This is a genomic window from Acinetobacter sp. Gutcm_16 (assembly GCF_028649355.1).
Lineage (GTDB): Bacteria > Pseudomonadota > Gammaproteobacteria > Pseudomonadales > Moraxellaceae > Acinetobacter > Acinetobacter johnsonii.
The window spans coordinates 84,607-109,064 of record NZ_JAQSUV010000032.1; the positions used below are offsets into that span (position 1 = coordinate 84,607).

The window sequence follows — 24,458 nt, forward strand, 5'->3', positions numbered from 1 at the left end:
CGAAATTCAGTTTTATTTGAGCTGACTCTTTTTAGGTCAGCTTTCTCTCTTTGAGGAGTAATCATGTCGCAGCGATCCCGAGTGCTGCCAGGATTTGGTCTTTCTCTAGGCTTTACCCTAGCATATTTGTCATTAATCGTTCTTATTCCATTGTCCGCTGTTTTCATTAAATCTTTAGGCATTGGTTGGGATGGGTTATGGGAAATTTTAAGTTCAGAACGTATTTTAAAATCTTTGCAGCTCAGTTTTAGTACAGCCCTGATCGCCGCGTTTATTAATGTGGTTTTTGGTCTCCTTCTAGCATGGTGTTTGGTTCGTTATCGTTTTCCGGGCAAACGCATTGTAGATGCCTTGGTCGACTTGCCGTTTGCCCTACCCACAGCTGTTGCAGGTATTGCACTCACCTCGCTTTATGCGCCTACAGGTTGGATCGGTCAGTATCTTGAACCTTTAGGGATTCAAGTGGCCTATACCCCAATTGGTATTACCTTAGCACTGATTTTTATTGGTATTCCGTTTGTGGTACGAACTGTGCAACCAGTCCTCAGCGACTTGGAAACAGAGTTAGAAGAAGCAGCATCAGCATTAGGTGCCAACCGTCTACAGATTGTGACCAAAGTGATTTTGCCAATTTTATTTCCAGCACTCATCACCGGTTTTGCACTTGCCTTTGCTCGTGGCGTCGGTGAATACGGTTCAGTGATCTTTATTGCAGGGAACCAACCGTTTAAAACAGAAATTGCGCCGCTCATGATTATTTCACGCTTAGAAGAATATGACTATGCGGGTGCAACCACGATTGCAGTCGTCATGTTGGTGCTGTCTTTTGCCATTTTATTCCTGATTAACTTGTTACAAGCATGGGCAAGCCGTCGTACAGGGAGAACAGCACGATGAATATCAACAGTAATGCGCTTGCCGAAAAGCTACAATCGCGTGATGCAACACGTGAGCCAACTTGGGTTCGCTACACCCTGATTACAATTGCTCTACTGTTCTTTTTGAGCTGTTTGATCTTACCGCTGATTTTGGTGTTCGTTGAGGCCTTTAAACAAGGGGTCGGTGTCTATGCTCAAGCCTTGGTTCATCCAGACACGCTCTCCGCAGTCAAACTCACTTTATTAACCGCGGTGATTGCAGTCCCACTGAATGTCGTATTTGGTGTTGCGGCCGCTTGGTGTGTGGCCAAATTTAACTTCCGTGGCAAATCAATCTTAACCACGATTATTGATATGCCATTTTCAGTATCCCCTGTTATCGCGGGCTTAATGCTGGTACTGATTTTTGGTACGCAAGGTTGGTTCGGTAGTTGGCTGATGGATAACGACATCAAAATTCTGTATGCCGTTCCTGCCATTGTATTAGCAACGATCTTTATCACCGTTCCTTTTGTTGCACGTGAACTTATTCCTCTCATGGAAGCCCAAGGAACTGAAGAAGAAGAAGCTGCGATTGTACTCGGTGCATCAGGCTGGCAAACCTTCTGGAAAGTAACCTTACCCAACATCAAATGGGGTTTAATTTACGGCGTCATTCTGTGTAATGCACGTGCAATGGGTGAATTTGGTGCGGTATCGGTCGTTTCAGGTCATATTCGTGGTGAAACCAATACCTTACCTCTGCATGTCGAAATTCTCTATAACGAATATACCTTTAGTGCAGCTTTTGCTGTGTCTTCACTCTTGGCGCTTTTAGCGATTGTGACCCTTGTGTTAAAAACATGGGTTGAGATTCGCCAAGAAAAGCAAAACAAACATAATGATTCAACAGTTTAAAGGAATGACCTCATGAGTATTCAAGTTAAAAATATTGAAAAACACTTTGGTGCATTCCATGCGCTGAATAACATTTCTCTCGATTTTCCTGATGGTCAATTGGTTGCATTACTTGGGCCATCAGGCTGTGGTAAAACTACCCTGCTTCGTATTATTGCGGGACTTGAGTCCGCAGATGGCGGTCAAGTCATCTTAGAAGGTGAAGATGCAACCAATGTACACGTACGTGAGCGCGAAGTTGGCTTTGTATTTCAGCACTATGCCTTGTTCCGCCATATGACCGTGTTTGACAATATCGCTTTTGGTCTCCGCGTTCGCCCACGTGCAACTCGCCCATCTGAAGCTGAAATTAAAAAACGTGTCACGCGTTTACTGGACTTAGTCCAATTGGGGTTCTTGGCAGATCGTTACCCAGCACAACTCTCAGGCGGTCAGCGTCAACGTATTGCACTGGCACGTGCTTTGGCAGTTGAACCACGCGTACTATTACTGGATGAACCTTTTGGTGCTTTGGATGCAAAAGTACGTAAAGAGCTCCGTCGTTGGTTACGTACTTTGCATGATGAACTTCATATCACCTCAATCTTTGTAACGCATGACCAAGAAGAAGCTTTAGAAGTCGCGGATCAAATCATTGTGATGAATAAAGGGAACGTCGAGCAAATTGGATCACCCCGCGAAGTGTATGAAAAGCCAGCAACGCCGTTTGTGTTCGACTTCTTAGGTCAAGCAAACCGTTTCGAAGGTCAAAATAACGCAGGTACGATCCAAATTGGTGAAGACCGCATTCAATTAGACTCTTTACGCAATGCGCCTTCGGGTGACGTAATTGCCTTTGCCCGTCCAGATGAATTAAGGATTCATGCACAGCCGCAAGACAATGCCATCCAAGCAACGTTCGTTCGAGAATTATGGATCGCGGGCAAAGTGGTTGCAGAGCTCCATGATCGCCAAGGCAAGCTGATTGAAATTTCACTGACTTCTGAAGAAGCAAAATTACACCAATTTAGACCTAATCAAACGGTATGGTTAAGCCCATCAAACTTGCATTTATTTGCAAAACCTGCGGCTTAAGACCTATTGAATGGGGCATGTTGAATGCCTCATTCATCATAAAAGAGATCCAAAACTATGAACTTTCAACAACTCAGAATTATTCGAGAAACGGTGAGACAAAACTTCAACCTCACCGAAGCCTCTGCTGCACTATATACCTCTCAGTCAGGCGTCAGTAAGCACATCAAAGATCTAGAAGATGAATTAGGCGTACAGCTTTTTATTCGTAAAGGTAAGCGCTTACTAGGTTTAACTGAACCAGGCCAAGCACTACTGGGCATTGTTGAACGTATGTTGGTCGACGCAGACAATATTAAACGTCTTGCAGATGATTTTAACCGTGTCGATGAAGGCACTTTGACGATTGCGACTACACATACGCAAGCGCGTTATGTACTACCGCCGATTGTCAACCAATTCAAAAAAGAGTTTCCAAAAGTTCATCTTATTTTGCAACAAGCCAGCCCAGTTGAAATTACCGAAATGCTTCTCCAAGGTGAAGCTGATATTGGTATTGCAACTGAGTCACTGACCACTGAGGACAATCTGGCTAGCGTGCCGTTCTATAATTGGCAGCACAGTATTATTACCCCGCAAAATCACCCACTGGCAAGCAAACAAAATATTAGTATTGCAGACTTGGCGGAATATCCACTGATTACCTATCACGGTGGTTTCACAGGCCGTTCAAAAATTGACAAAGCTTTTGAAGATGCAGGTATGGATGTCGACATCGTAATGTCTGCTTTAGATGCCGATGTGATTAAAACCTACGTTGAACTGAATATGGGTGTTGGTATTGTCAACAATGTGGCATATGACGTTGAGCGTGACTATCGTTTAAAACAAATTCCAACCGATATTTTTGGGCTTAATACTACATGGATTGCAGTGCGTAAAGGTCACCTCCTGCGTGGCTATGGCTATGAATTTATCTCACTCTGCTCGCCAGATGCAGACATTAAAGCACTAAAAAGAGTGGCTTATCCAGAAGACTAAACCATTCTTATTTTCAAAAAGAGGCCTCCAAGCCTCTTTTTTTATTTTTAAATCCATATACTTTAAATGGGTATAGTGTATTATTTAATCAACTGATAAAAACAATAGTGAGCAATAACAGTGAATAAAAATCTGTTGGGCTCTCCATTACTTTGTTTATGTTTCTATTCGTCGGGATCATGCTTTGCTGCTGCTTTTGAACGATCAGGCCAAACGATACAACCCTTTTTTGAACATGGAAATTATGCAGAAATTTCTTTGGCTTATATTGATCCAGATGTTTCTGGCCAAGTTCAACATACAGAGATACTGCAACAGTTTGGCATCACTGACTTTTCAACAGGCAATTTAAGCAATGAACAAGTAATGCTGGGAGCTGCGTTAAAACTCCAACTAAATCCTCAATTCAACTTTGCTGTCATTTATGACCAGCCTTTTGCTGTAGACATCGATTATCGCTATCGCCCAAAAATTTACGGTGAAAGTTATGAGGTTGAATCTGCCGATATCGACTTTGAAAGTCATAATCTCAGTTCGCTTTTAGGCTACCAATTCAACCCACAATGGGAAATCTATGGTGGTTTAAGCTATCAAAGTTTTGCAGGCTCTTTAAAAGCGAAAGGTCAGGCCTATTCTGTGTTTGATGGTTATGATGCCGAGTTTAAACAAGATGAAAGCTTGGGCTGGTTAGCAGGTATTAGTTATCAAATCCCTGAATATTATTTTAGAACATCTTTGACTTATCGCTCAGCCATTAAACATGAAATCACCACAACAGAGTCTATCAAGGTCGGCGTGGACACCCCCAATGTGATGGAGGTGAAAACACCACAATCGGTAAACCTTGATTTCATGACAGGACTTCCCTATCAAAATATCTTGTATGGGACGCTACGCTGGGTGAATTGGCAAGACTTTGTCATTCAACCACCCAAATTTAAAGCCGTGATCGATTATGCAGCGATGTTGTACCCAGAAGCCAAAGATATCAAACTCATTCAGTACAGTGAAGATCAATGGTCTGCAAAACTCGGCTTAGCACACGTATGGAACAAAAAATGGCTGAGTACTATGGAGCTGCTCTGGGACTCTGGGATTAATAATCCTGCATCTACGCTTAATCCAAGTGATGGTTATCAAGGTATTGGTCTAGGCAGCATGTACACATACAATACTGATTTTGATATCTCGGCTGGTCTTTATTATTTGCGTTTTAAGAAGTCCAAAACATCTTCTGACTCAAATCCACTGGCAAACATTACAGGACTTTCAGCGCTGAATGACAATGATGCATGGATCTTTGGACTCAAATTTGCGCATCATTTTTAAAGAATTTAGCTAAAATCAAAACATAAAAAAACGAGCCGAAGCTCGTTTTTTTATGTTTTGATTACCAGTGATAACTTACACCTAATTTTGCAACTGGCATCCATTCATGTTTATCATCTGTACGGATTTTTTCCTCATCAGCCGCAATGTTATCTTCAAGTGAACCACGCGTTGGGTTAGGTTCTGCACCACCGCTAACTAATGTTAAGTTAGCATCAGGATTACCTGTATAGTATGCACCCACTTCACCAAACACTCCCCAGTTTTGGTTAATCTTTGGAGCCCAACCTAAACCCACGTATGGAGCGAAATCATTTTTATAGTTCATTTTACCATTAATATGCGCACCGTTCGCTCCAGCAACAAAATCTGTATGGTTTACAGAGAAACCTTCACCTGCTTTTACACGACGATCTAGCTCATATTCATTATCAATATAACCAATACCAGCTGCAACATAAAGACCCTGTGCCCATGGATTTGTACTTGCACCCCAAGGACGAATTTCAGCATTTAAATAACCAACGCTGTTGTCCATATCCATATCATACTTTGAGCCATTGATAGATAAATCATCAGACCATGAAATATCACCGCCGTTGTAACCTAAAGCTAAACCCACATATGGATTCGCTGTCCACAACAAGGCACCACCATAACCTGTTGTACCGACTTCAGCACGAACACCAGTAGGAATTAATTTATTTTGGTCAAAAGCATAACCATCTTTTACGACTGCATCATCAGCAAAAGCTGTACCTGCGACTGCTGACATTGCTGCTGCGAATGCAACTAAACGTAATGATTTCATGTTTTTTCTCCTCCAATTAAAGATTTTTTTACATCATTTACCATTTTTTGATGAGCCCATCTTAAAACACCCCCTGACTATTTTTTATTCTAGATTTAGGCTGTTTTTGTTATTTTTTGATACATTTTATACTTTCTTGTTGTTTTAAATGATAATTCTTTACTTAACGCTTCTATTCAAACAGCTCTAAAAGACTTATTTCCAATCATTCATTATTATTTCCGATCCTATGCTGTTTTTTCATCTATTCTCTGCACAATTTAGTGTAAAATCAGGAAAATTTTTTTTCTGGAAGGAAGATCATGTCTCAGCTTTCAACAATTATTGAACAAGCGTTTGAAGACCGTGCGAATTTTACAGCAGCGGACTGTCCTGCTGAAGTTCGTGCAGCAGTTGAAGAAGTCATTGCTGGTTTAGATAACGGGACATTACGTGTTGCTGAAAAAATTGATGGTGAGTGGGTTGTTCATCAATGGGTGAAAAAAGCTGTACTTTTATCATTCAAACTAAATGACAACAAACCAATTGAGTCATGTGACCTTCAATTCTACGACAAAGTAGATACTAAATTTACAGGTTGGACTGAGGAACAGTTTAAAGCGGCTGGCGTACGTGTTGTTCCTCCTGCAGTTGCCCGTAAAGGTTCTTTCCAAGCGAAAAACGTGGTGTTAATGCCTTCTTATGTGAACATTGGTGCATATGTTGACGAAGGTACCATGGTTGACACATGGGCAACTGTTGGTTCATGTGCTCAAATTGGTAAAAACGTTCACCTATCTGGTGGTGTAGGGATTGGTGGTGTTCTTGAGCCACTTCAAGCAAACCCAACGATTATTGAAGACAACTGCTTCATCGGTGCACGTTCTGAAATCGTAGAAGGCGTGATCGTAGAAGAAGGTTCTGTAATTTCTATGGGCGTGTTCATTGGTCAATCGACTAAGATTTTTGACCGTGCAACTGGCGAAATTCACTATGGTCGTGTACCAGCAGGTTCTGTTGTAGTTGCAGGTAGCTTACCTTCTAAATGCGGTACTTACAGCCTGTATGCTGCAATCATCGTGAAAAAGGTAGATGCACAAACACGTTCTAAAACGAGCTTGAACGATTTACTACGCGACGAATAATTTTTCGTTGTCGTGCGGAACTAAAGTTCCTCATCTCTACGGTTAAGACTAGCCGTAGAGATTTTTGTTTTTCTAACCTGTGGTTTAATTTTGCTATGAATACGCTTCGATCTTCTGCTATCCCTGTTTCTGATCCTTCTGCGGGTCTACGTATCACGGAGATCTTTTATTCTTTGCAAGGAGAAGCCAACACCTCAGGACTGCCAACAGTTTTTATTCGTTTAACGGGTTGTCCACTACGTTGTACTTACTGCGATACGACCTACTCCTTTGAAGGTGGCGAACGCCAATCTTTAGATCAGATTATTCAAACCACACTTGATTTTAAAACCCCTTATGTCTGCGTGACAGGTGGTGAACCTCTTGCACAGCCCAATGCGTTGCCTTTAATGCAACGTCTTGCTGACCTTGGCTGTGCAGTATCTTTAGAAACCAGTGGCGCTTTAGATGTGTCTAAGGTTGACCCACGTGTTTCAAAAGTATTAGATTTGAAAACCCCAACTTCAGGTGAAGTTGCACGAAATTTGCTTTCGAATCTCGACCATTTAACCCAGCACGACCAAATCAAGTTTGTAATTTGTAACCGTGAGGATTATGAGTGGTCAAAACAGCAAGTTGAAGACTATAAACTCAATGAAAAAGTCAGCACAGTATGGTTCTCTCCTGCTTTTGCCGTTGAGAAAGGTGCCGCTCGTTTACCTCAACTTGCGCGCGACTTAGCGCAATGGATATTAGAAGACCATCTCCCTGTTTGCTTCCAACTCCAACTCCACAAGTTGCTTTGGAATGACGAAACTGGTCGTTAATACATTGCCTATTCATCTTTAATTTATATTTGGAGAAATTTGTATGCGCCCTCGTGCCATAGTTTTGTTATCTGGCGGTTTAGACTCAACAACTTGTTTAGCATGGGCGCAAGCACAGTATGACTGTACAGCGCTCAGCTTTATGTATGGTCAACGCTCAACCACTGAACTCGATGCCGCACGCGAACTGACAAAAAAGGCAGGCGTAGAACATCGTGTCATTAATATCGACTTAGGTAATTTGGGCGGTTCTGCGTTAACAGACCATAGCATTGATGTTCCAGATCATGAACAAGTCGGTATTCCTGTAACTTATGTTCCAGCACGTAACACGATTTTCTTATCTTATGCCCTAGCAGCAGCAGAAGTTTTAGATGCCGAAGCCATTGTGATTGGTATTAATGCTGTTGATTATTCAGGGTATCCTGACTGTCGACCTGAATTTATTGAGGCATTTGCCAACATGGCTCGCCTTGCCACCAAGGTTGGCGTTGAAGGAAAACCTCTTAAATTTGAAACACCTCTGTTACATTTATCCAAAGCAAATATTATTCGCTTAGGTATAGAACATGGCGTAGACTATAGTCAAACGGTGTCTTGCTACCAAGCAGATGACCAAGGACGTGCTTGTGGGAAATGCGACAGCTGCCGTCTTCGTAAAGAAGGTTTTGCAGATGCTGGCGTAGCAGACCCAACGCGTTATATACCGTAACGACAAGGTACAGTTTATGAAAAATTTAAAATCAAACATTTTGCTTTCTACATTGGTGTCTGCAGCTGCATTGTTCGCTACAGCTTCAAATGCTGCTGAATCGAACAAATTACAAGAAGCATATAAAAGCAGCAATGTAAAATCGGCATTGATTAATGTTTGTAAAGAAGAAACCGCAAAAAGCAAAAAGCTTAGCGCAGCAGAAGTAAGCAAATACTGTACTTGTGCAGTTGAAGCTGATGGTAAGTTGACCAATGCACAAAAATGGGAAATCCAAAGTGCGATCAACCAAAAGAAAAGCCCGTCTACTTTAGCTTTTGTACAAAAGCAAAATAATGACTTACAAGCATGTTTCGGTCCACAGTTAACAGGTAAATTAAAATCTTTAACTGAAGAAGCCATGAAAGCTGCTCCGAAAAAATAATTCACTGAATGTGAATGAAGCCTGCTCTATGCAGGCTTTTTTATATGTTCAAAATAGATAGAACTTGAAAATATGCTCACCCAATGGAATACACGCGCCCAAAATCGTAAATTTGTTGCGTCATATAGTGGTGGAAAAGACAGCAGCCTTGCTTTATACCAAGCGATGCAAATGGGTGAACCTGTTGCATTAATTGTCATGTTAGAAGAGCAAGGTCTGAAATCACGCTCACATGGAATGTCCCTCGGTATTATTCATGCGCAGGCCAAAGCAATTGGGCTTCCCATCTATAGTGCCTCTGCGACGTGGCAAGACTATGAAAACCAGTTCATTCAACTGTTACGAAAAGCTCAAGCTCTTGGAGCAGAAAGCTTAGTTACAGGTGATATTGATTTAATGGCACATGCCGAATGGAATCAATCCGTTTGCGATAAAAGTGAGCTCAGCTTATGTATGCCACTGTGGCAACGTCCACGTCTAGACATTGTGCGTGAGTTTATCCAACTTGGCTTTCAAAGCATTATCGTTACTGTCAATTTAAACTTAGGCATGAAGGTTGAAGACTTAGGTCGAGCACTTAACCTTGAGTTTGTTAATGAATTGACTGCAAGAGGTATTGATCCTTGCGGTGAAGCGGGTGAGTTCCACACCACAGTAATTGATGGTCCCATTTTCAAACACCCACTTTCGGTGATTAAAGGTGATATTCTGTATCACGAAAATTATGCCTTTTTACCACTTACATTAGAACAGCACGACATTTAAGGATAAAACATGACTGATAGCATCCAACTACCGAATCAGAACTTCCCGACCACAACAGGTGAAGTGAACTTAACTGAAGTGCCGACTGAATGGCTAATTGTGTATTTCTACCCGAAAGATTCAACGCCAGGTTGCACAACTCAAGCCGTTGGTTTTTCATGTTTAAAAGATCAGTTTGATGCCCTACAAACCACAATCATTGGTGTTTCACGTGACTCGGTTAAAGCGCACCAGAATTTTACGGAAAAGCAGGCTTTAACCATTAATTTAATTAGCGACAAAGAAGAAGTACTGTGTAAACACTTTGATGTGATTAAAGAAAAAAATATGTATGGTAAAAAAGTGATGGGCATTGAGCGCTCAACTTTTATTTTCCATAACGGTAAACTGGTTAAAGAGTATCGTAAGGTAAAAGCTGCGGGACATGCTGAACAAGTTTTAGAAGACTTAAAAGCATTACAAGCTTAATGCATATAAGCCCGCAGATGCGGGCTTTGTTTTTTGTGATTTTTTAATTTATAGTTTTTTATTGCACACGCTTTTCATTTCACAAGCAGTGAAATGGCGATTCCCCACATCACTAAAGCAATAATCGCATCTAGCACATTCCACGCTTTCGGATTTGCAAAAATGGGGATAAGCACACGAGCACCATAGCCCAAAGCAAAGAAAAACAACCAAGATGCACACACAGCCCCTAGAGCAAAGTACGCAGGTTGCTCAAACTGTGTTGAAATAGAACCCAGTAAAATAACCGTATCCAAATACACATGCGGATTAAGCCAAGTCAGCGCCAAACACAGCAAAACAATATTCACTAGATGATGCTTTTCAATGGAACTTGCCTCCAAGCCCTGCTGTGATTTGAATGCCTGCAGCGCATGTTGGAATCCATAACAAAACAGGAAAAGCGCCCCTGCCCATTTGGCAAACTGAATAATTTCAGGATAGTGCTGAAGCACTTTTGAAAAACCAGAAACGCCCAAGACAATTAGAATCGAATCCGACAATGCACAGACAAAACATACCCAAAAAACAAACTGCTTTTTGAGCCCCTGTTTAAGCACGAATGCATTTTGAGCCCCAATGGCAATAATGAGGCTCATCCCAACTGCAAGCCCTTGTACATATGTACTTAACATTTTGACTTTTCAACTTAATTGATGATGTCAGGATTATCTTTCATTTTTAGTTAAATTAAGTATTATTTAGAAAATATCAATATAACTAAAATATTTTTAGTTTAAAGTGAGTCCCGATATGCTGAATCATAAACAGTGCGACGCATTTTTAGCTGTGGCAGAAACAGGAAGTTTTGACCTTGCTGCTGAACAGCTATGCATTACTGCTTCAGCCGTCACTTTACGCGTACAAAGCCTAGAAAAAAGTTTGGGGCATTTACTGATTGTGCGGGAAAGACCTTGCCGCCCCACACAAGCAGGTCAATCGCTGCTGCATTATTTGCAACATAGTCGTCTGTTAGAACAAAGTTTCATTCAGAACCTCACGGGTCATATGAACACCTCTGCTTTTTATCAAATCAATATTGCGACCAATGCCGACTCCTTAGCGACATGGCTGTTGCCCTTGCTACATTCAACATTAATTGAACAAAAGATCGTGGTGCATTTTCAGGTCGATGACCAATCGCAAACCCACCACTTACTTGAAGCCGGCTTGGTGAATGCCTGCGTGACAGATGAATCACAAGCCATGAAAGGCTGTGTAGCGGAATACATTGGCGATATGAACTATCGTTTTGTCGCCACACCAACTTTTGCGCAGCAATGGTTTAAACAAGGCGTTAACCGAGAGTCTCTACGTACAGCCCCTGCACTGATCTTTAATGCAAAAGATCAACTCCACACCGCGTATATCCAACAAAAGTTTGGCCTCAATCCAACTCAATATCCACATCACTTTATTCCGTCTTCCAGTGCATTTTTTGATGCGGTTACGATGGGACTCGGCTACGGTTGGTTGCCCTATTATCAAGCCAAACCGCGTTTGCAGGATGGCTCATTGGTTGAGGTAGATCCTCAACTCAATATCGATTTGCCTTTGTATTGGCATCATTGGAAACAGCAGTCGATGCAGTTAAATCTGCTAACAGATCTCTTGATTGAACAGGCTCACGCAGCGATGAATTAATAAAGCCCTGAATATAGGTCTTAAAGATATGAAGCCTCTATTGCACTTTCCACTGCCCTGACAGTTGAATATTCACTTTTTCGCCTACACCAGCAATGGCTTTTTTCATGCCAAAATCACTTCGGTTAATTACGGCTGAGGACTGGACATCCAGTAGATTGGCATTATTGGCACTTGGTTTTAGGGTCGTGCTAAAGCTAACAGGCTTGGTGATGCCGCGAAGTGTTAGGTTCCCAACAATATTATATCGACCACTACCCAAGTCTTTAAAACTGGTGCTTTTAAAGCTAGCAGTTTTGTACTTGGATGCATAAAACAAATCTTCACCCAAAATCATATTTTTCAGTGAAGGTTTACTTAAGCTTAGGCTATTTACATCCATGACAAAATTCGTTGAAGCCTGCTGTGGTGCCTTGGCATCAAACTGCATAATGGATTGCACTCGATTAAATTTAGCTCTTACAACGGTCACACCCAAGGATTTAATTTCAAAGCCTACATTACTCTGAGGCGTCAATGTCCATGACTTGGCTTGCACTTGAGTGCTGAATGTAAATGTAATACCTGCAATCATCAAAGCATTTTTAATGACCGTATAACGTGCAATCTGTTTCGCCTGTTGTTTTCTATCCATTGAACTCGATCCTCGTCGAAATATTTTTATTCGACTGAGAACCTTAGTCTAAATTGGATGGGTCCTGAGTTAAAAATTTGTGTTGTAACTGTTTATATATTTCACTTTGTTGGAATTTATGTAAAAACTCACTGGTCCCCAATGGAAACGCCTGCTCTAAAATTTTCCCACGATAATAAGCTTCACGAACGGGGGTTGCAGACATCGCATCTTGTAGGCTATCTAGCTCAACCATTTGCCACTCAGGAAAAAGCTGTAAATAATATGAGGAATCATCTTTAAAATGGCCAATCAGTCCAACCTTCGCCTCATGTGTGACTACATGATTCACTAATTTTTTTACCAATTGCACCCATTTAACATCATTATAAACATCAATTACATGTACAAAGTGAATCCGTTTTTGATGTGCTTCTGAAAAGTTCGACAAAATCATTTCTTCACGTTCAGACGCTAAAAATGGATTTTTCGTATTTCGTTCATTTTGCGCAGAGCCTAAAGCCAAAATGACATTTTCACTTTGCTCTAAAGCAATCTTAATGGTTTGCATATGCGCCAAGTGAAATGGCTGGAAGCGACCAATGAATACGAGATAATCAAATGTATATGGCATAAATCTTTTACTTTTTTATGAACTGGTCAGTTGTGTCGATCATAAAATTATGCGACATAATGAGCCCATAAAATTAAACCAAACTTTCTAGCAAGGATAGTACGATGACACTGAGCTGTATTCAACAACCTCATCAACATTTGAATGCAAAATTAGACAATGGCGTACTGACATTAGCCATTCACCGTCCTGAAGCAAAGAATGCGTTGTATGGCGAACTTTATTTATGGATCGCAAAAGCTTTAGATGAAGCAGATCTAGACAATAGCGTTCGTGCTGTCATTCTACGTGGTGAAGACGCGGACTTTACCGCTGGCAACGACATGCAAGATTTTATGAAATCTGCAGCGCAAAAAGGTCAAGCACCTGCGGCTGAAGGCCCTCCATTTATTTTACTTAAATCTGCGGCAAAATTTTCTAAACCGTTGATTGCGGCTGTACGTGGTGTGGCGATTGGTATTGGGGTAACGATCCTATTACATTGTGACTTGGTTTATAGCGATAACACTGCCCTATTCCAAATTCCATTTGTAAGCCTTGGTTTATCTCCAGAAGGTGCTTCAAGCAAATTATTGGTAGAACAAGCGGGTTATCACAAAGCTGCTGAATTACTGCTGACCGCTCAGAAGTTTGATAGTGCAACTGCAGTTGCTGCAAACCTTGTCAACAGTATTGAAGATGATGTCTATGCAGCAGCAGCTAAAAAAGCGGCACAATTATCTGCTTTACCGTTAGCCTCTTTAGTGCAGTCTAAGGCATTGATGAAGCACAATGTAAATGAAATTGTGGCTTGGATTGATCATGAAGCTGAAATTTTCATGGATCGTGTCGGCTCTCCAGAAATGATGGAAGCCGTATCAGCATTTATGCAAAAGCGTAAACCTGATTTCACCCAGTTCAACTAATCCTTCATCGTTGAATGACTAAAAACCACTGTGTTGCATATTACACAGTGGTTTTTTTATTTTCCGTCCCAACATATTTAAGAACCCATTCGGAAAAACTACTTATGTCGAACACTACAGAAAAAAAGCGTTACTTTGAGCCTGCACCACAAGGTATCGATGTTGAAAATTTTAAGAAAGTCATCCAAAGCCGCCGCTCAGTTCGCAAATTTACCAAGAAAGAAATTCCAACTGAAGTACTTGATGACTGTTTAGATTTGGCCCTACTTGCACCAAACTCATCTAATCTACAGCCTTGGACTTTTTATGTGGTGCAGAACCCGACCAAGAAAAAACAACTGGTCAAAGCTTGCCTAAATCAGCTAGCAGCAAAAACCGCATCCGAACTGATCGTGTGTGTCGCGCGTACAGACCGTAATGATGAAATGGCGAAACGCAACATTACAGAGTTCCCTTTTCCTGAAGCGCCTGCGGCTGTACAGAAATATTATAAATTCATTCCTTATAACTATAAGACAGGTTACTTAAATGCACTGGGTAACTTTAAGAAAGTGGCTTTCAAAATTGCACGTAGCTTAGATAAACAACTACCCGTAACTGCGTTTACTCAAGCCGATGCTAAACTTTGGGCAAGTAAAACCACAGCTTTAGCTTGCGAGAACCTAGTGCTAGCTTTACGTGCCTATGGTTTCGATAGTTGTATGATGGAAGGTTTTGATGAGCCTTTGGTACGTAAACTGTTAAATCTAAATGATCAGCAATACCCTGTGATGGTGATTGGTGCAGGTGAGCGTGCAGAAGACGGTGTGTTTTTCCCGCAGTATCGTTTTGATCGTGAGTTATTTATTCAGAAGGTTTAATATTAGTTTTCTCAAGGGAATCCTTTCATTAAAGTTTTAATTTCAGGATTAACCTTCGGTTTTACCTACTTTTCTTTCGGGAAAAGTAGGTAAAACCATTGTCATTCGCGAAACTCGTTCTATTCCGTCGTTTATCAATTTAGTCGCAGAAACTTTAACTGATAAATTAAGTCCTGCCTCAAACAGTTGCGAATGCCGTTAACGTGTATCAAATATATTTTTAGGTTCATCATTAAAGAACATCGACCATCTGAATAAACTCAAAAGCGGGCTCTTCATAGGGATGTGTTAATTTTAAAGCCTTTGCCACAGCAGAAGCTTTTTCCTCTGGAACAATGGTTTCCACCCGCCACTCTGGAATTTTCTCCAAAGCATCCAACTGACCTATAAACGGATTTGCTCCTTTTACAGGTTTAAACTGGCCTGTACCTAAGACCTGCCAAGCACAGTGTTCATAGTTTCCTATACCACCGGCCCCTGCTTCAAAAATCGCAAGTTTGGTAGATTCAAGGTGAGATTCAGGGACATAGTAAATAAGTTTGAGCATTAAACTACTCTTTATGAGAATTTGATAATTTTTCGGACTCGGCTCTTATATCCCAAGTTGAGAAAAGAAACACTGACATGGTTCCTGCTAAATTCACTGCTAATTCTGCATGTCTTGGAGCAGGTCTAAAATTAACTTTCCCTTGTCCATGTGCATCACCAACCTTATTCCGTAAAGCCCCTAGTCCTTCAACAATAGAACTACAACCACCTAAGATTTGCTTAAAAGTTTGTTCCGTATGTTGTGATGGCGATAAATTTAATGCTTTACCAACCAATCTATATAACTGGTTTATATCAGGACTATTTCCGTAATCGATTTTTAACTCATCAAGAATATGCTTACATGTAGATTCTAATAATGTTCTTGATAATGTAATTGCACCTTCAGGATCAGATATTCTCCTATCCAATGCTTTTTGCCAAATACTATGAATATGATCAGAATCCAGTTTCTGTACTAGACCACTTACAATTTGATCCGATGGCGCCGAATCATTTAACTCAAGTTTTTCCAATAAAGGCTGAAATGATTTCCAAATAAACTCTCGACGTTCAGCATAACTAGCATATTCATACTTAATAAATTGCCAAAACTGAGCAAGGTCTCTACATGTTCTAATATATCTTGGAACTAATTTTTGAATATTTTGATTTTCTAAAACTATTTTTCTTAGTTTTTGAAACTCCTCATTATCGCTATTTCCTCCTGTAGCTACAGAAATTAATAAATTTTGAAGAATTTCAATTTGTATAATTAAATCAGACATATCTACTTACTAAGCAATACTCACCTTGATTGGTATGAGTATATTTTATTCTTTTTTAAAAACCATCATTTTCAATTTTTCCCTTAAAAAAACCGCCTCACGGCGGTTTTTTTTAATTATCAAAATCACACCTGCAACATATAACCCAAAATCAAAAAGATCAATTGCAAGCTTAAAATCACAGCAAACAACTTCCATCCTTTTTTACGCAACGCAGACTTATCGACTGCTTCGTATGTAACTGTTTTAATCATGTCATCACCTCATACATGAGTGTTGATACTGAAATTGTTTAGTAATCCATCTTTCTTCTATTTTGCATGATATTTGTGCATTTATTACACAATATCACTTTCACATAAATATAAAAGCAAAATCTAAACCAACTTCAACGGGAGAAATAAAAATTAAAAAAACAAAAAGACAATTCAATAAAAAAGCCACCCGAAGGTGGCTTTCAAAACACAGACTTCAGATTAACCAATGAACTTACGTGCATTACGGAACATACGTAACCATGCACCGTCTTCAGTCCACTCTTCAGGCTTCCAAGAATGCTGTACAGCACGGAAGTTACGTTCAGGGTGTGGCATCATAATCGTTGCACGACCATCTTTCGATGTGACACCTGAAATCGCTTCTGGTGAACCATTCGGATTCATTGGATAGTGTTGAGTTGGGTTCCCTTGGCTATCAACATAACGCAAGATCACTTGATTGCCTGCATTTAATGCAGCCAAGTTATCCGCGCTTGTCACCACACGACCTTCACCATGTGCAACTGCGATCGGTAGGATTGAACCTTCCATACCTTCTAACAATACAGAGTTCGATTTTTCAACACGAACGTTTACTGCACGCGCTTCAAACATCTCAGAAGTGTTACGGTGGAAACGCGGCCAAGCTTCAGCACCCGGAATCAGTGGCGCCAATTGCGACAACATTTGACAGCCGTTACAAATACCAAGAGAGAACGTTTCGTCACGATTGAAGAATTTTTCAAATTGGTCGCGAAGTTTTGGGTTGAACAAAACTGATTTCGCCCAGCCACCACCTGCACCCATGACGTCACCGTAAGAGAAACCACCACATGCCACAAGACCTTCAAAGTCATCTAGGCTGATACGACCTGCAAGCAAGTCGCTCATGTGCACATCTACAGTGTTGAAACCAACTTTGTCGAATGCCGCAGCCATTTCAACATGACCATTTACGCCTTGTTCACGTAAGATCACCATGTTTGGACGACGTTCGTTGATGTAAGGCGCTTCGATTGGCTCATTCAAATCAAATGTTGGTTTTGCAATAATACCAGCATGTGATTTGTCCGTGATCAATGCAAATTCTTGATCCGCTGTTTCTACGTTGTCACGTAGACGTTGGATCTGATGTGATACTTCAGTCCACGCCACTTGCAAGTCTGCACGTTCAAGCACTAAGCCATTTACCGTCAATTGATCGGTGTTGTTTACCGTACCAATGACCGCAATTGCATCGCGTAATGTAGATGCCGCAACTTCTTCTGCAAGTGTTGCCCAATCAGACGCGCTGATTTGAAGCACTGCACCAATTTCTTCTGCAAATAGACTTTCAGTTGATTGATCTTCTAAAGCCACACCAAGACGTGCTGCAAACATCATTTCCGCAACAGTTGCAAGCAAACCACCATCACCAATGTCGTGGTAAGCCTTAATTAAGCCACGGTTGTTCCAGTCTTGAACCAATGCAAAGAAAGCTTTGAAGTCGTCAAAACTATCCACATCAGGTGTCACTGAACCAATCGCTTTATAGACCTGAGCAAGGATCGAACCGCCTAGGCGGAACTGACCTTTAGAAAGATCAATACGCACAAGCACTGATTCTTCATTTTTCAATTCAGGCGTTAAGGTTTTACGTACATCAGTCACAGGAGCAAAAGCTGTGATTACACCTGACATCGGTGAAGTCACCGATTTATCTTCGCCTTCATCATTCCAAGTCGTACGCATTGACAATGAGTCTTTACCCACTGGAATTGCAATACCAAGTGCAGGACACATTTCCATACCGATGGCTTTTACACCTTCAAATAAAGCTTGGTCTTCACCTTTTTGCCCTGCCGCTGCCATCCAGTTTGCAGACAATTTAATGTCACTGATCTGATCGATTTTTGCAGACATAATATTCGAGATCGACTCTGCAACCGATAAACGCGCAGATGCCGCAGGATTTAGCAAGGCAACTGGCGGACGTTCACCCATCGCCATTGCTTCACCTGTATAGCCTTGTAAGCTTGTTGTGGTTACTGCTGCATCTGCAACAGGAACCTGCCAACGGCCTACAAACTGATCACGTGCAACCATACCTGTAATTGAACGGTCACCAATGGTGATCAAGAATGATTTCGATGCAACCGTTGGATTTTTAAGTACACGGTAAATTGCATCTTTCAAATCTGTAACTTTAGATGCATCAAAGTCGTCGCCTTGACGTTCAATCGTTTCATACGAACGGCTCATACGAGGTGTGCCACCTAGCATGACTTGCATTGGCATATCCACGGCTTTGTTATCAAACAATGGATCGTTCACCGTCAATTGACGCGCTTCTGTTGCCTCACCTAAAACAGCAAACGGACAACGTTCACGTGCACATAATGATTCAAATAATTCTAAAGAACTTGGACGAATCGCCAACACATAACGCTCTTGCGCTTCATTTGACCAGATCTCCATTGGAGACATGCCCGGCTCAAGTGATGGAATCTTACGCAAATCAAGAATCGCACCCAGTTCGTGGTCATTCACCAATTCAGGCATTGCGTTCGAAACACCACCTGCACCCACGTCATGCACAGACACGATTGGGTTGAAGTCTTCCATACGCCAGCATGCATCAATCACTTCTTGGCAACGACGTTCCATTTCAGGATTTTCACGTTGTACAGAAGCGAAGTCTAGGTTTTCACCTAATTTACCACTATCTACAGAAGATGCGGCACCGCCACCAAGACCGATCAGCATTGCAGGGCCACCAAGAACGATCAATAAATCGCCTGGTTGAATCGCATCTTTTTCCACGTGGTCTGGACGAATGTTGCCATAACCACCAGCAATCATGATTGGCTTATGGAAACCTTTCACATCGCCATTTACATTTTGTTCGAAAGTACGGAAGTAACCATTTAAAGCAGGACGACCAAATTCGTTGTTAAACGCAGCACCACCCAATGGGCCTTCAATCATAATTTGAAGCGGAGATGCCATACGAGATGGTTTACCGTAGTTTTCTTCCCAAGGCTGTTCAAAGCCCGGAATATTTAAGTTTGAAACCGTAAAGCCTGTTAAGCCTGCTTTTGGTTTACCACCACGACCTGTTGCACCTTCATCACGGATTTCACCGCCCGAACCAGTCGCAGCACCCGCAAAAGGTGCAATCGCTGTTGGGTGATTATGCGTTTCCACTTTCATCAGGATGTGAGCCGCTTGACTCTTGTATTTATAAACGTGGTGACCCGTCGCTTCATCTTTCTTTGGATAGAAACGCTGAGTATCAAAACCAACGATCACCGAAGCATTGTCTTTATATGCCGACAATACATCTGTTGGTGATTCTTTATAAGTGTTTTTAATCATTTGGAACAATGACAATGGCTGTTTTTCACCGTCAATTGTCCATTCAGAACCAAAGATTTTATGACGACAGTGCTCTGAGTTTGCCTGAGCAAACATCATCAGTTCGATATCGTGTGGGTTACGACCGAGCTTGTTAAAAGCAGCAACTAAATAATCAATTTCTTCATCAGAGAGTGCAAAACCAAACTCAGAGTTCGCTTTTACTAAAGCATCTTTACCCTGACCTAAAATGTCGATTGCATTTAAAGGCTTTGGTGCAGTTTCAGAAAACAATGCCGCAGCGTCTTCAATTTGATTGAACACACTTTCAGTCATACGGTCATGTAAAACTTGTTTTACTGCATCCGATACTTCAGAAATACCTTTTAAAGTAAACAAAACACCGCGTTCTAAGCGGTGTATCGGGGTATTACAGTTGGCAAAAATATCCGTTGCCTTTGATGACCACGGCGAGATTGTGCCTACACGTGGCGTCACGAGGACTTGAACTTCATCACTTGTCGCTTCGCGAACTTGGAAGGTTGCGCCATCATTTAATAGCTGCAAAGCAGATTGCTGTTGTTGCTCGTCGAGCGCTTGGTCGAAAAGGTAAACCCATTGGCTTTCTATTGATTGAACAGAACTGATAGACGATAGACGTGTTAAAAGTTGTGTTTGCTTAAAAGAAGAGTGTGCAGGTGCACCGGCAACGATAAACATGCTGTTTTTGGCTCCACGGGCAGGTCTAGACAACCTACCTCAATGTGACTTGAAGAGAGCGCATATTCTACTGTGTATTGCCAAAATCAGCTAGTCGTCTACGACTTAAAAAAGTGAGATTTCTTTGTTTTAAAAGATCAATTTACTTTGACTTTAAAAATCAAACATGATTAGTAACAAATGTTTTAAGGGATAAATTTCAAAGATGCCCGACTTTTGGGCTTTTGTTGGGTTCTAAAAACCCTTTTCAATTGATTTTTAAGCTGCAAATAACGAAGTCGATAGCCTCCTTGAGAACAAACATGACTGCTTTAAGATGTTCTATTTCTGAAAACTTAATACTGCATAAATTAAAAGACAACTTATGTCGCAGCCCTCTAGAGCTCGTCACACTTTTTTGGCATGATGAAGCCAATGACTTACTGAATAACGATAAATGATGCAAATGCGTTGGTTGGAACTGCTCTCAACAGTTCGTATTGGAAGTAAAAAACAAAATACCGAATTGGCACGTAGCCCATTTCACAAAGATTATGATCGAATTATTTTTTCCCAAAGTTTTCGCCAACTGAACCGAAAAACCCAAGTCCATCCACTGACTCAGCACGATGGCATTCATACTCGTTTAACGCATTCGCTCGAAGTGTCCTGTATTGGCCGCTCTCTTGGCATGCTTGCAGCGGAAAAGATCAAAGATGAACTACCAATGTGGATTTCCCCTGCCGATGTTGGAGCCATTATTCAAGCGGCTTGTTTAGCACATGATATTGGGAACCCACCGTTTGGTCATGCGGGTGAATATGCTATTCGTGAATGGTTTGACGATGCGTCACATGGTAACTTTTTAGAGAAACTTTCCGCAGAAGAACAAGCCGATGTACGTCAATTTGAAGGTAATGCCCAAGGTCTACGCTTACTGACTAAAATTGACTATCACCCTAATGATGGTGGCATGCGTCTGACCTATGCAACACTTGGGGCTTACTTAAAATATCCATGGTTGTCTAAAACCATCGAATCACAAGGCAATACTCCTGCCAGTAAACGTGCCAAATTTGGCTGCTATCAGGCAGAAAAAGAAATCCTGCAACAAATCTCAGAGCAACTTGGACTGATTCAACTGGGTGAATATCATTATTGCCGTCATCCACTGACTTATTTACTTGAAGCAGCAGATGATATTTGCTACGCCCTGATTGACCTTGAAGATGGCATTATTTTAAACATGTTGTCTTATGAAGAAGTCGAACCGATTTTTTTAAGCTTGCTGGGTGAATATAGCGCACCAACTGAACTGTCGATGCCAGATACGACTTGGCAGCAAAAAATTGCAGCCCTGCGTGGACGAGTGATGAAACGTCTGGTTGAAGAAGTCACATCGGCATTTGCTAAGCATCATTTTGAAATTTTAAACGGACAACTGGCTGGCAGCTTACTGCAATACTGCGCTGCTGATATTGAGCTAGGCATTAACCGTGCAAAGGATTTAGCACGCGATAAAATATTTGAACACCCACAAAAAGCGGGTTTGGAAATTATTGCCCATCAAAGCTTACAAAATATTTTAGATGCCTTTATTCCGCTCACTACACCGCATAAAACATTGAGCTTTAAAGAACAACGCTTAATGGCGATTTTATGTCGTTCTGGTGCGCACTTTGGCGGTAACCACTATGAAAATATCATGCAGGTCTTAGATATTATTTCTAAATTTTCAGACCACCAAGCGTACAACTTGTCTCAAGAGTTACAAGGCAATAAGGCAGGATTGATTTAAATAAGTCATCAACATCCGGTTTGATGATAAAGCCATCAATCCGAACTCAATTTTCCATGAGTCTTTTGCCTTTCTGCGCAATGCTCACTACTATGCAACCATTGATAAAAAAGTGAATCACACAACATGATCGGATGTCTTATTGGTGAAGTCTTCGCACTAGAAGCACCCACCGTACTTTTAAATGTAAATGGTGTCGGTTATGAAATTGATACACCACTGACAACCTTCTGCCAACTACAAAAAGGCCAGAACATTACCTTATGGACGCACCTTGCCGTGCGTGAAGATGCTCAACTGCTCTATGGTTTTCTACATCAACAAGAAAAAATCATTTTTCGCACCCTATTAAAGGTCAACGGTGTCGGCCCTAAAATGGCTTTAGGTATCTTATCCACGCTCAGCGTCGATATGTTGATTCATACTGTCGAACATGAAGATATCAATACACTGGTTAAAGTACCTGGTGTGGGTAAAAAAACCGCTGAACGCCTCATGATTGAACTACGTGATCGCTTTAAAGCGATGTCTTCAGGCACAGTACCAAGCAACTCAACCGTTGAACAAATCCAGTTCACAGGCAACTCTGCCGTTGCAGAAGCCGAAGCTGCGTTGCAGTCTTTAGGTTATAAACCTTTAGAAGCACAGAAATTGGTCAATGCTGCAAAAGGTGATTTTACTGAAGCAAGTGACATCATCCGTGCTGCACTCAAATCGATGAATAAATAAAGCATCTCAATCAAGACGACATTTGATACACGTAAGTGTCATTCGCAACTGTTCGAGTCAGGAGACATTTGCACATCAATGTTTCTGCGATATAGTCGATACGAACTTTCATTCGATGAGTTTTGCGATGAGGTACATTGCACCGCAAGTGGTTTTCTTGCGAAGCATTGCTTCTCATTTTGTAAAACAAAAGTAAGACGAACCGCAGGTTATTCCTGAGTTTCGCTTGAAAATGGAAAGACTCCGCCAAGGTATATACTTTCTTTTCTGACATTTTGCTACAAAGCATATTCACCTAAAGTTTAAATAATATATGCAAGACCGTCTCATCGGTGGTTCCGAAAAACCCGAAGATCATATCGACCGCGCTATCCGCCCGACCTCACTCGATGACTACATCGGTCAGCCCGTAGTTCGTGAGCAAATGGAAATCTTTATTGGCGCAGCACGTGGTCGTGGTGAAGCCCTCGATCACACCTTAATTTTTGGTCCACCGGGACTAGGTAAAACCACACTTGCCAATATTATTGCCCGTGAAATGGGTGGAAACCTCAAGTCGACTTCAGGCCCCGTACTAGAACGGGCTGGGGATTTGGCAGCCATGCTGACCAACCTTGAAGAAGGTGATGTGCTGTTCATCGACGAAATCCACCGTCTTTCCCCCGTGATTGAAGAAATTCTTTACCCAGCCATGGAAGACTACCAACTCGACATTATGATTGGTGAAGGTCCTGCCGCTCGTTCAATTAAGCTCGACTTACCCCCTTTTACTTTAGTTGCCGCAACCACACGTGCTGGACTCCTCACCTCTCCTTTACGTGACCGTTTTGGCATCGTGCAACGCCTTGAATTCTATTCAGTCACTGACTTGACGCATATTGTGACTCGTTCTGCCAATTTGATGGATGTACCTATTACGCGTGAAGGTTCAGCAGAAATTGCACGTCGTTCGCGCGGCACACCACGTATTGCAAACCGCTTATTACGTCGAGTTCGTGACTATGCGCAAGTCAAAGGTACTGGTGAAGTGACACAAGACATGGCTCAGCGTGCCCTCGATATGCTCAATGTCGATAAAGATGGTTTAGACACTTTAGACCGTCGTTATTTGAGTATGTTACTTGAACGTTTTGATGGCGGCCCTGGTGGTGTAGAAGCTTTGGCAGCAGCGATGGCTGAAGACTCAGGTACATTAGAGGACGTGATTGAACCGTATTTAATTCAACAAGGTTATGTGATGCGGACAGCCCGTGGCCGTATTGCCACCAATATGGCGTATTTGCAGTTTGGTATGACACCGCCTGAACCGAAGGATAAACCCTAAAATACCTGTTTAATGCAAAAGAAGGAGGCTTAATG

The 24,458-nt window shown here is 41.6% G+C and carries 25 protein-coding genes; 17 read left to right on the forward strand and 8 right to left on the reverse strand.

Annotated features, from left to right (window positions below; all coding sequences use genetic code 11):
* Positions 1 to 63: 63 nt before the first annotated feature.
* The 5 genes from cysT (at position 64) to PTT44_RS09510 (ending at position 5,159) form a co-directional block, all read left to right on the forward strand.
* The gene (gene cysT / locus PTT44_RS09490; protein ID WP_004693816.1) at positions 64 to 897 is read left to right on the forward strand and encodes a sulfate ABC transporter permease subunit CysT; all 834 of its coding nucleotides are present in this window, start codon (positions 64 to 66) and stop codon (positions 895 to 897) included.
* Entirely contained in the window at positions 894 to 1,775 is an 882-nt protein-coding gene (gene cysW, locus PTT44_RS09495) for a sulfate ABC transporter permease subunit CysW (protein WP_004693818.1), read from the forward strand. Before cysT ends, cysW begins: the two co-directional genes overlap by 4 nt.
* 12 nt (positions 1,776 to 1,787) lie before the next feature.
* On the forward strand, positions 1,788 to 2,849 hold the full coding sequence (locus PTT44_RS09500) for a sulfate/molybdate ABC transporter ATP-binding protein (RefSeq protein WP_004693820.1): 1,062 nt from the start codon (positions 1,788 to 1,790) through the stop codon (positions 2,847 to 2,849).
* A gap of 57 nt (positions 2,850 to 2,906) precedes the next feature.
* A complete protein-coding gene (locus tag PTT44_RS09505; RefSeq protein WP_087010831.1) occupies positions 2,907 to 3,830 on the forward strand; it encodes a CysB family HTH-type transcriptional regulator in 924 nt (307 codons plus the stop codon).
* Positions 3,831 to 3,950: 120 nt separating this feature from the next.
* Positions 3,951 to 5,159, forward strand: coding sequence for an outer membrane protein transport protein (locus PTT44_RS09510; RefSeq protein WP_171527540.1), 1,209 nt, complete (start codon positions 3,951 to 3,953; stop codon positions 5,157 to 5,159).
* A 61-nt stretch (positions 5,160 to 5,220) separates the two neighbouring features.
* On the opposite strand, the gene carO is transcribed toward PTT44_RS09510, so the two are convergent.
* On the reverse strand, positions 5,221 to 5,970 hold the full coding sequence (gene carO / locus PTT44_RS09515; protein WP_168159051.1) for an ornithine uptake porin CarO: 750 nt from the start codon (positions 5,968 to 5,970) through the stop codon (positions 5,221 to 5,223).
* A gap of 302 nt (positions 5,971 to 6,272) precedes the next feature.
* Between carO and dapD the strand changes: the two genes are divergently transcribed.
* The 6 genes from dapD (at position 6,273) to PTT44_RS09545 (ending at position 10,269) form a co-directional block, all read left to right on the forward strand.
* Positions 6,273 to 7,094 carry a 2,3,4,5-tetrahydropyridine-2,6-dicarboxylate N-succinyltransferase gene (dapD, locus tag PTT44_RS09520; RefSeq protein ID WP_004693827.1) on the forward strand — a complete coding sequence of 274 codons (822 nt, stop codon included), beginning with the start codon at positions 6,273 to 6,275 and terminating at the stop codon, positions 7,092 to 7,094.
* A gap of 95 nt (positions 7,095 to 7,189) precedes the next feature.
* On the forward strand, positions 7,190 to 7,900 hold the full coding sequence (queE, locus tag PTT44_RS09525; RefSeq protein ID WP_004980577.1) for a 7-carboxy-7-deazaguanine synthase QueE: 711 nt from the start codon (positions 7,190 to 7,192) through the stop codon (positions 7,898 to 7,900).
* A 43-nt stretch (positions 7,901 to 7,943) separates the two neighbouring features.
* Positions 7,944 to 8,612, forward strand: a complete 669-nt coding sequence (queC, locus tag PTT44_RS09530) for a 7-cyano-7-deazaguanine synthase QueC (protein ID WP_005399706.1) — start codon at positions 7,944 to 7,946, stop codon at positions 8,610 to 8,612.
* 16 nt (positions 8,613 to 8,628) lie between these two features.
* A complete protein-coding gene (locus PTT44_RS09535) occupies positions 8,629 to 9,036 on the forward strand; it encodes a hypothetical protein (RefSeq protein ID WP_062034668.1) in 408 nt (135 codons plus the stop codon).
* 72 nt (positions 9,037 to 9,108) lie between these two features.
* Complete coding sequence (locus PTT44_RS09540; RefSeq protein ID WP_168159052.1) at positions 9,109 to 9,801, forward strand: diphthine--ammonia ligase; 693 nt, start codon at positions 9,109 to 9,111, stop codon at positions 9,799 to 9,801.
* A 9-nt stretch (positions 9,802 to 9,810) separates the two neighbouring features.
* Positions 9,811 to 10,269 carry a peroxiredoxin gene (locus tag PTT44_RS09545; RefSeq protein ID WP_168159053.1) on the forward strand — a complete coding sequence of 153 codons (459 nt, stop codon included), beginning with the start codon at positions 9,811 to 9,813 and terminating at the stop codon, positions 10,267 to 10,269.
* 74 nt (positions 10,270 to 10,343) lie between these two features.
* Here PTT44_RS09545 and PTT44_RS09550 read toward each other — a convergent pair whose 3' ends face one another.
* Positions 10,344 to 10,943 (reverse strand): LysE/ArgO family amino acid transporter, encoded by a 600-nt coding sequence (locus PTT44_RS09550; protein ID WP_010326424.1) that lies wholly within the window; start codon positions 10,941 to 10,943, stop codon positions 10,344 to 10,346.
* 118 nt (positions 10,944 to 11,061) lie between these two features.
* On the opposite strand from PTT44_RS09550, the gene PTT44_RS09555 reads away from it, so the two are divergent.
* Positions 11,062 to 11,952 (forward strand): LysR family transcriptional regulator ArgP, encoded by an 891-nt coding sequence (locus tag PTT44_RS09555; protein WP_168159054.1) that lies wholly within the window; start codon positions 11,062 to 11,064, stop codon positions 11,950 to 11,952.
* Positions 11,953 to 11,989: 37 nt separating this feature from the next.
* On the opposite strand, the gene PTT44_RS09560 is transcribed toward PTT44_RS09555, so the two are convergent.
* Positions 11,990 to 12,586: a YceI family protein gene (locus PTT44_RS09560; protein ID WP_168159055.1), complete on the reverse strand. Its 597-nt coding sequence runs from the start codon at positions 12,584 to 12,586 to the stop codon at positions 11,990 to 11,992.
* A 43-nt stretch (positions 12,587 to 12,629) separates the two neighbouring features.
* Complete coding sequence (locus tag PTT44_RS09565) at positions 12,630 to 13,199, reverse strand: nicotinate-nicotinamide nucleotide adenylyltransferase (RefSeq protein ID WP_168159056.1); 570 nt, start codon at positions 13,197 to 13,199, stop codon at positions 12,630 to 12,632.
* A 104-nt stretch (positions 13,200 to 13,303) separates the two neighbouring features.
* Here PTT44_RS09565 and PTT44_RS09570 point away from each other — a divergent pair, with 104 nt between their 5' ends.
* Entirely contained in the window at positions 13,304 to 14,104 is an 801-nt protein-coding gene (locus tag PTT44_RS09570; RefSeq protein WP_004693847.1) for an enoyl-CoA hydratase-related protein, read from the forward strand.
* Between the two features lie 104 nt (positions 14,105 to 14,208).
* A complete protein-coding gene (locus tag PTT44_RS09575; RefSeq protein WP_168159057.1) occupies positions 14,209 to 14,964 on the forward strand; it encodes a nitroreductase family protein in 756 nt (251 codons plus the stop codon).
* Positions 14,965 to 15,196: 232 nt separating this feature from the next.
* Here the strand turns inward: PTT44_RS09575 and PTT44_RS09580 are convergent, their stop codons facing one another.
* The 4 genes from PTT44_RS09580 to purL all read right to left on the reverse strand — a co-directional run bounded on the left by PTT44_RS09580 (position 15,197) and on the right by purL (position 20,593).
* Positions 15,197 to 15,511, reverse strand: coding sequence for an NGG1p interacting factor NIF3 (locus PTT44_RS09580; protein WP_168159058.1), 315 nt, complete (start codon positions 15,509 to 15,511; stop codon positions 15,197 to 15,199).
* A 4-nt stretch (positions 15,512 to 15,515) separates the two neighbouring features.
* Positions 15,516 to 16,280, reverse strand: coding sequence for an abortive infection family protein (locus PTT44_RS09585; protein ID WP_168159059.1), 765 nt, complete (start codon positions 16,278 to 16,280; stop codon positions 15,516 to 15,518).
* A gap of 125 nt (positions 16,281 to 16,405) precedes the next feature.
* Complete coding sequence (locus PTT44_RS09590) at positions 16,406 to 16,534, reverse strand: KGW motif small protein (protein ID WP_252151854.1); 129 nt, start codon at positions 16,532 to 16,534, stop codon at positions 16,406 to 16,408.
* A 222-nt stretch (positions 16,535 to 16,756) separates the two neighbouring features.
* Positions 16,757 to 20,593 carry a phosphoribosylformylglycinamidine synthase gene (purL, locus tag PTT44_RS09595; RefSeq protein ID WP_168159060.1) on the reverse strand — a complete coding sequence of 1,279 codons (3,837 nt, stop codon included), beginning with the start codon at positions 20,591 to 20,593 and terminating at the stop codon, positions 16,757 to 16,759.
* 436 nt (positions 20,594 to 21,029) lie between these two features.
* Between purL and PTT44_RS09600 the strand changes: the two genes are divergently transcribed.
* From PTT44_RS09600 to ruvB, 3 genes are all read left to right on the forward strand, one after another.
* Positions 21,030 to 22,370: a deoxyguanosinetriphosphate triphosphohydrolase gene (locus PTT44_RS09600; RefSeq protein ID WP_168159061.1), complete on the forward strand. Its 1,341-nt coding sequence runs from the start codon at positions 21,030 to 21,032 to the stop codon at positions 22,368 to 22,370.
* Between the two features lie 126 nt (positions 22,371 to 22,496).
* Positions 22,497 to 23,099, forward strand: a complete 603-nt coding sequence (ruvA, locus tag PTT44_RS09605) for a Holliday junction branch migration protein RuvA (protein ID WP_010326413.1) — start codon at positions 22,497 to 22,499, stop codon at positions 23,097 to 23,099.
* Positions 23,100 to 23,412: 313 nt separating this feature from the next.
* Positions 23,413 to 24,423, forward strand: coding sequence for a Holliday junction branch migration DNA helicase RuvB (gene ruvB / locus PTT44_RS09610; RefSeq protein WP_005399718.1), 1,011 nt, complete (start codon positions 23,413 to 23,415; stop codon positions 24,421 to 24,423).
* Positions 24,424 to 24,458 lie beyond the last annotated feature (35 nt).

What these genes read in the sequence shown, in the direction of transcription:
- PTT44_RS09535 (WP_062034668.1), top strand. Translation starts at nt 8,629, where the DNA reads ATGAAAAATTTAAAATCAAACATTTTGCTTTCTACATTGGTGTCTGCA.
- dapD (WP_004693827.1), top strand. Translation starts at nt 6,273, where the DNA reads ATGTCTCAGCTTTCAACAATTATTGAACAAGCGTTTGAAGACCGTGCG.
- ruvB (WP_005399718.1), top strand. Translation starts at nt 23,413, where the DNA reads ATGCAAGACCGTCTCATCGGTGGTTCCGAAAAACCCGAAGATCATATC.
- PTT44_RS09500 (WP_004693820.1), top strand. Translation starts at nt 1,788, where the DNA reads ATGAGTATTCAAGTTAAAAATATTGAAAAACACTTTGGTGCATTCCAT.
- PTT44_RS09505 (WP_087010831.1), top strand. Translation starts at nt 2,907, where the DNA reads ATGAACTTTCAACAACTCAGAATTATTCGAGAAACGGTGAGACAAAAC.
- PTT44_RS09575 (WP_168159057.1), top strand. Translation starts at nt 14,209, where the DNA reads ATGTCGAACACTACAGAAAAAAAGCGTTACTTTGAGCCTGCACCACAA.
- PTT44_RS09585 (WP_168159059.1), bottom strand. Translation starts at nt 16,280, where the DNA reads ATGTCTGATTTAATTATACAAATTGAAATTCTTCAAAATTTATTAATT.
- PTT44_RS09600 (WP_168159061.1), top strand. Translation starts at nt 21,030, where the DNA reads ATGATGCAAATGCGTTGGTTGGAACTGCTCTCAACAGTTCGTATTGGA.
- PTT44_RS09570 (WP_004693847.1), top strand. Translation starts at nt 13,304, where the DNA reads ATGACACTGAGCTGTATTCAACAACCTCATCAACATTTGAATGCAAAA.
- PTT44_RS09550 (WP_010326424.1), bottom strand. Translation starts at nt 10,943, where the DNA reads ATGTTAAGTACATATGTACAAGGGCTTGCAGTTGGGATGAGCCTCATT.
- cysW (WP_004693818.1), top strand. Translation starts at nt 894, where the DNA reads ATGAATATCAACAGTAATGCGCTTGCCGAAAAGCTACAATCGCGTGAT.
- PTT44_RS09560 (WP_168159055.1), bottom strand. Translation starts at nt 12,586, where the DNA reads ATGGATAGAAAACAACAGGCGAAACAGATTGCACGTTATACGGTCATT.
- PTT44_RS09555 (WP_168159054.1), top strand. Translation starts at nt 11,062, where the DNA reads ATGCTGAATCATAAACAGTGCGACGCATTTTTAGCTGTGGCAGAAACA.
- PTT44_RS09590 (WP_252151854.1), bottom strand. Translation starts at nt 16,534, where the DNA reads ATGATTAAAACAGTTACATACGAAGCAGTCGATAAGTCTGCGTTGCGT.
- queE (WP_004980577.1), top strand. Translation starts at nt 7,190, where the DNA reads ATGAATACGCTTCGATCTTCTGCTATCCCTGTTTCTGATCCTTCTGCG.
- carO (WP_168159051.1), bottom strand. Translation starts at nt 5,970, where the DNA reads ATGAAATCATTACGTTTAGTTGCATTCGCAGCAGCAATGTCAGCAGTC.
- queC (WP_005399706.1), top strand. Translation starts at nt 7,944, where the DNA reads ATGCGCCCTCGTGCCATAGTTTTGTTATCTGGCGGTTTAGACTCAACA.
- PTT44_RS09565 (WP_168159056.1), bottom strand. Translation starts at nt 13,199, where the DNA reads ATGCCATATACATTTGATTATCTCGTATTCATTGGTCGCTTCCAGCCA.
- PTT44_RS09540 (WP_168159052.1), top strand. Translation starts at nt 9,109, where the DNA reads ATGCTCACCCAATGGAATACACGCGCCCAAAATCGTAAATTTGTTGCG.
- PTT44_RS09545 (WP_168159053.1), top strand. Translation starts at nt 9,811, where the DNA reads ATGACTGATAGCATCCAACTACCGAATCAGAACTTCCCGACCACAACA.
- ruvA (WP_010326413.1), top strand. Translation starts at nt 22,497, where the DNA reads ATGATCGGATGTCTTATTGGTGAAGTCTTCGCACTAGAAGCACCCACC.
- purL (WP_168159060.1), bottom strand. Translation starts at nt 20,593, where the DNA reads ATGTTTATCGTTGCCGGTGCACCTGCACACTCTTCTTTTAAGCAAACA.
- PTT44_RS09580 (WP_168159058.1), bottom strand. Translation starts at nt 15,511, where the DNA reads ATGCTCAAACTTATTTACTATGTCCCTGAATCTCACCTTGAATCTACC.
- cysT (WP_004693816.1), top strand. Translation starts at nt 64, where the DNA reads ATGTCGCAGCGATCCCGAGTGCTGCCAGGATTTGGTCTTTCTCTAGGC.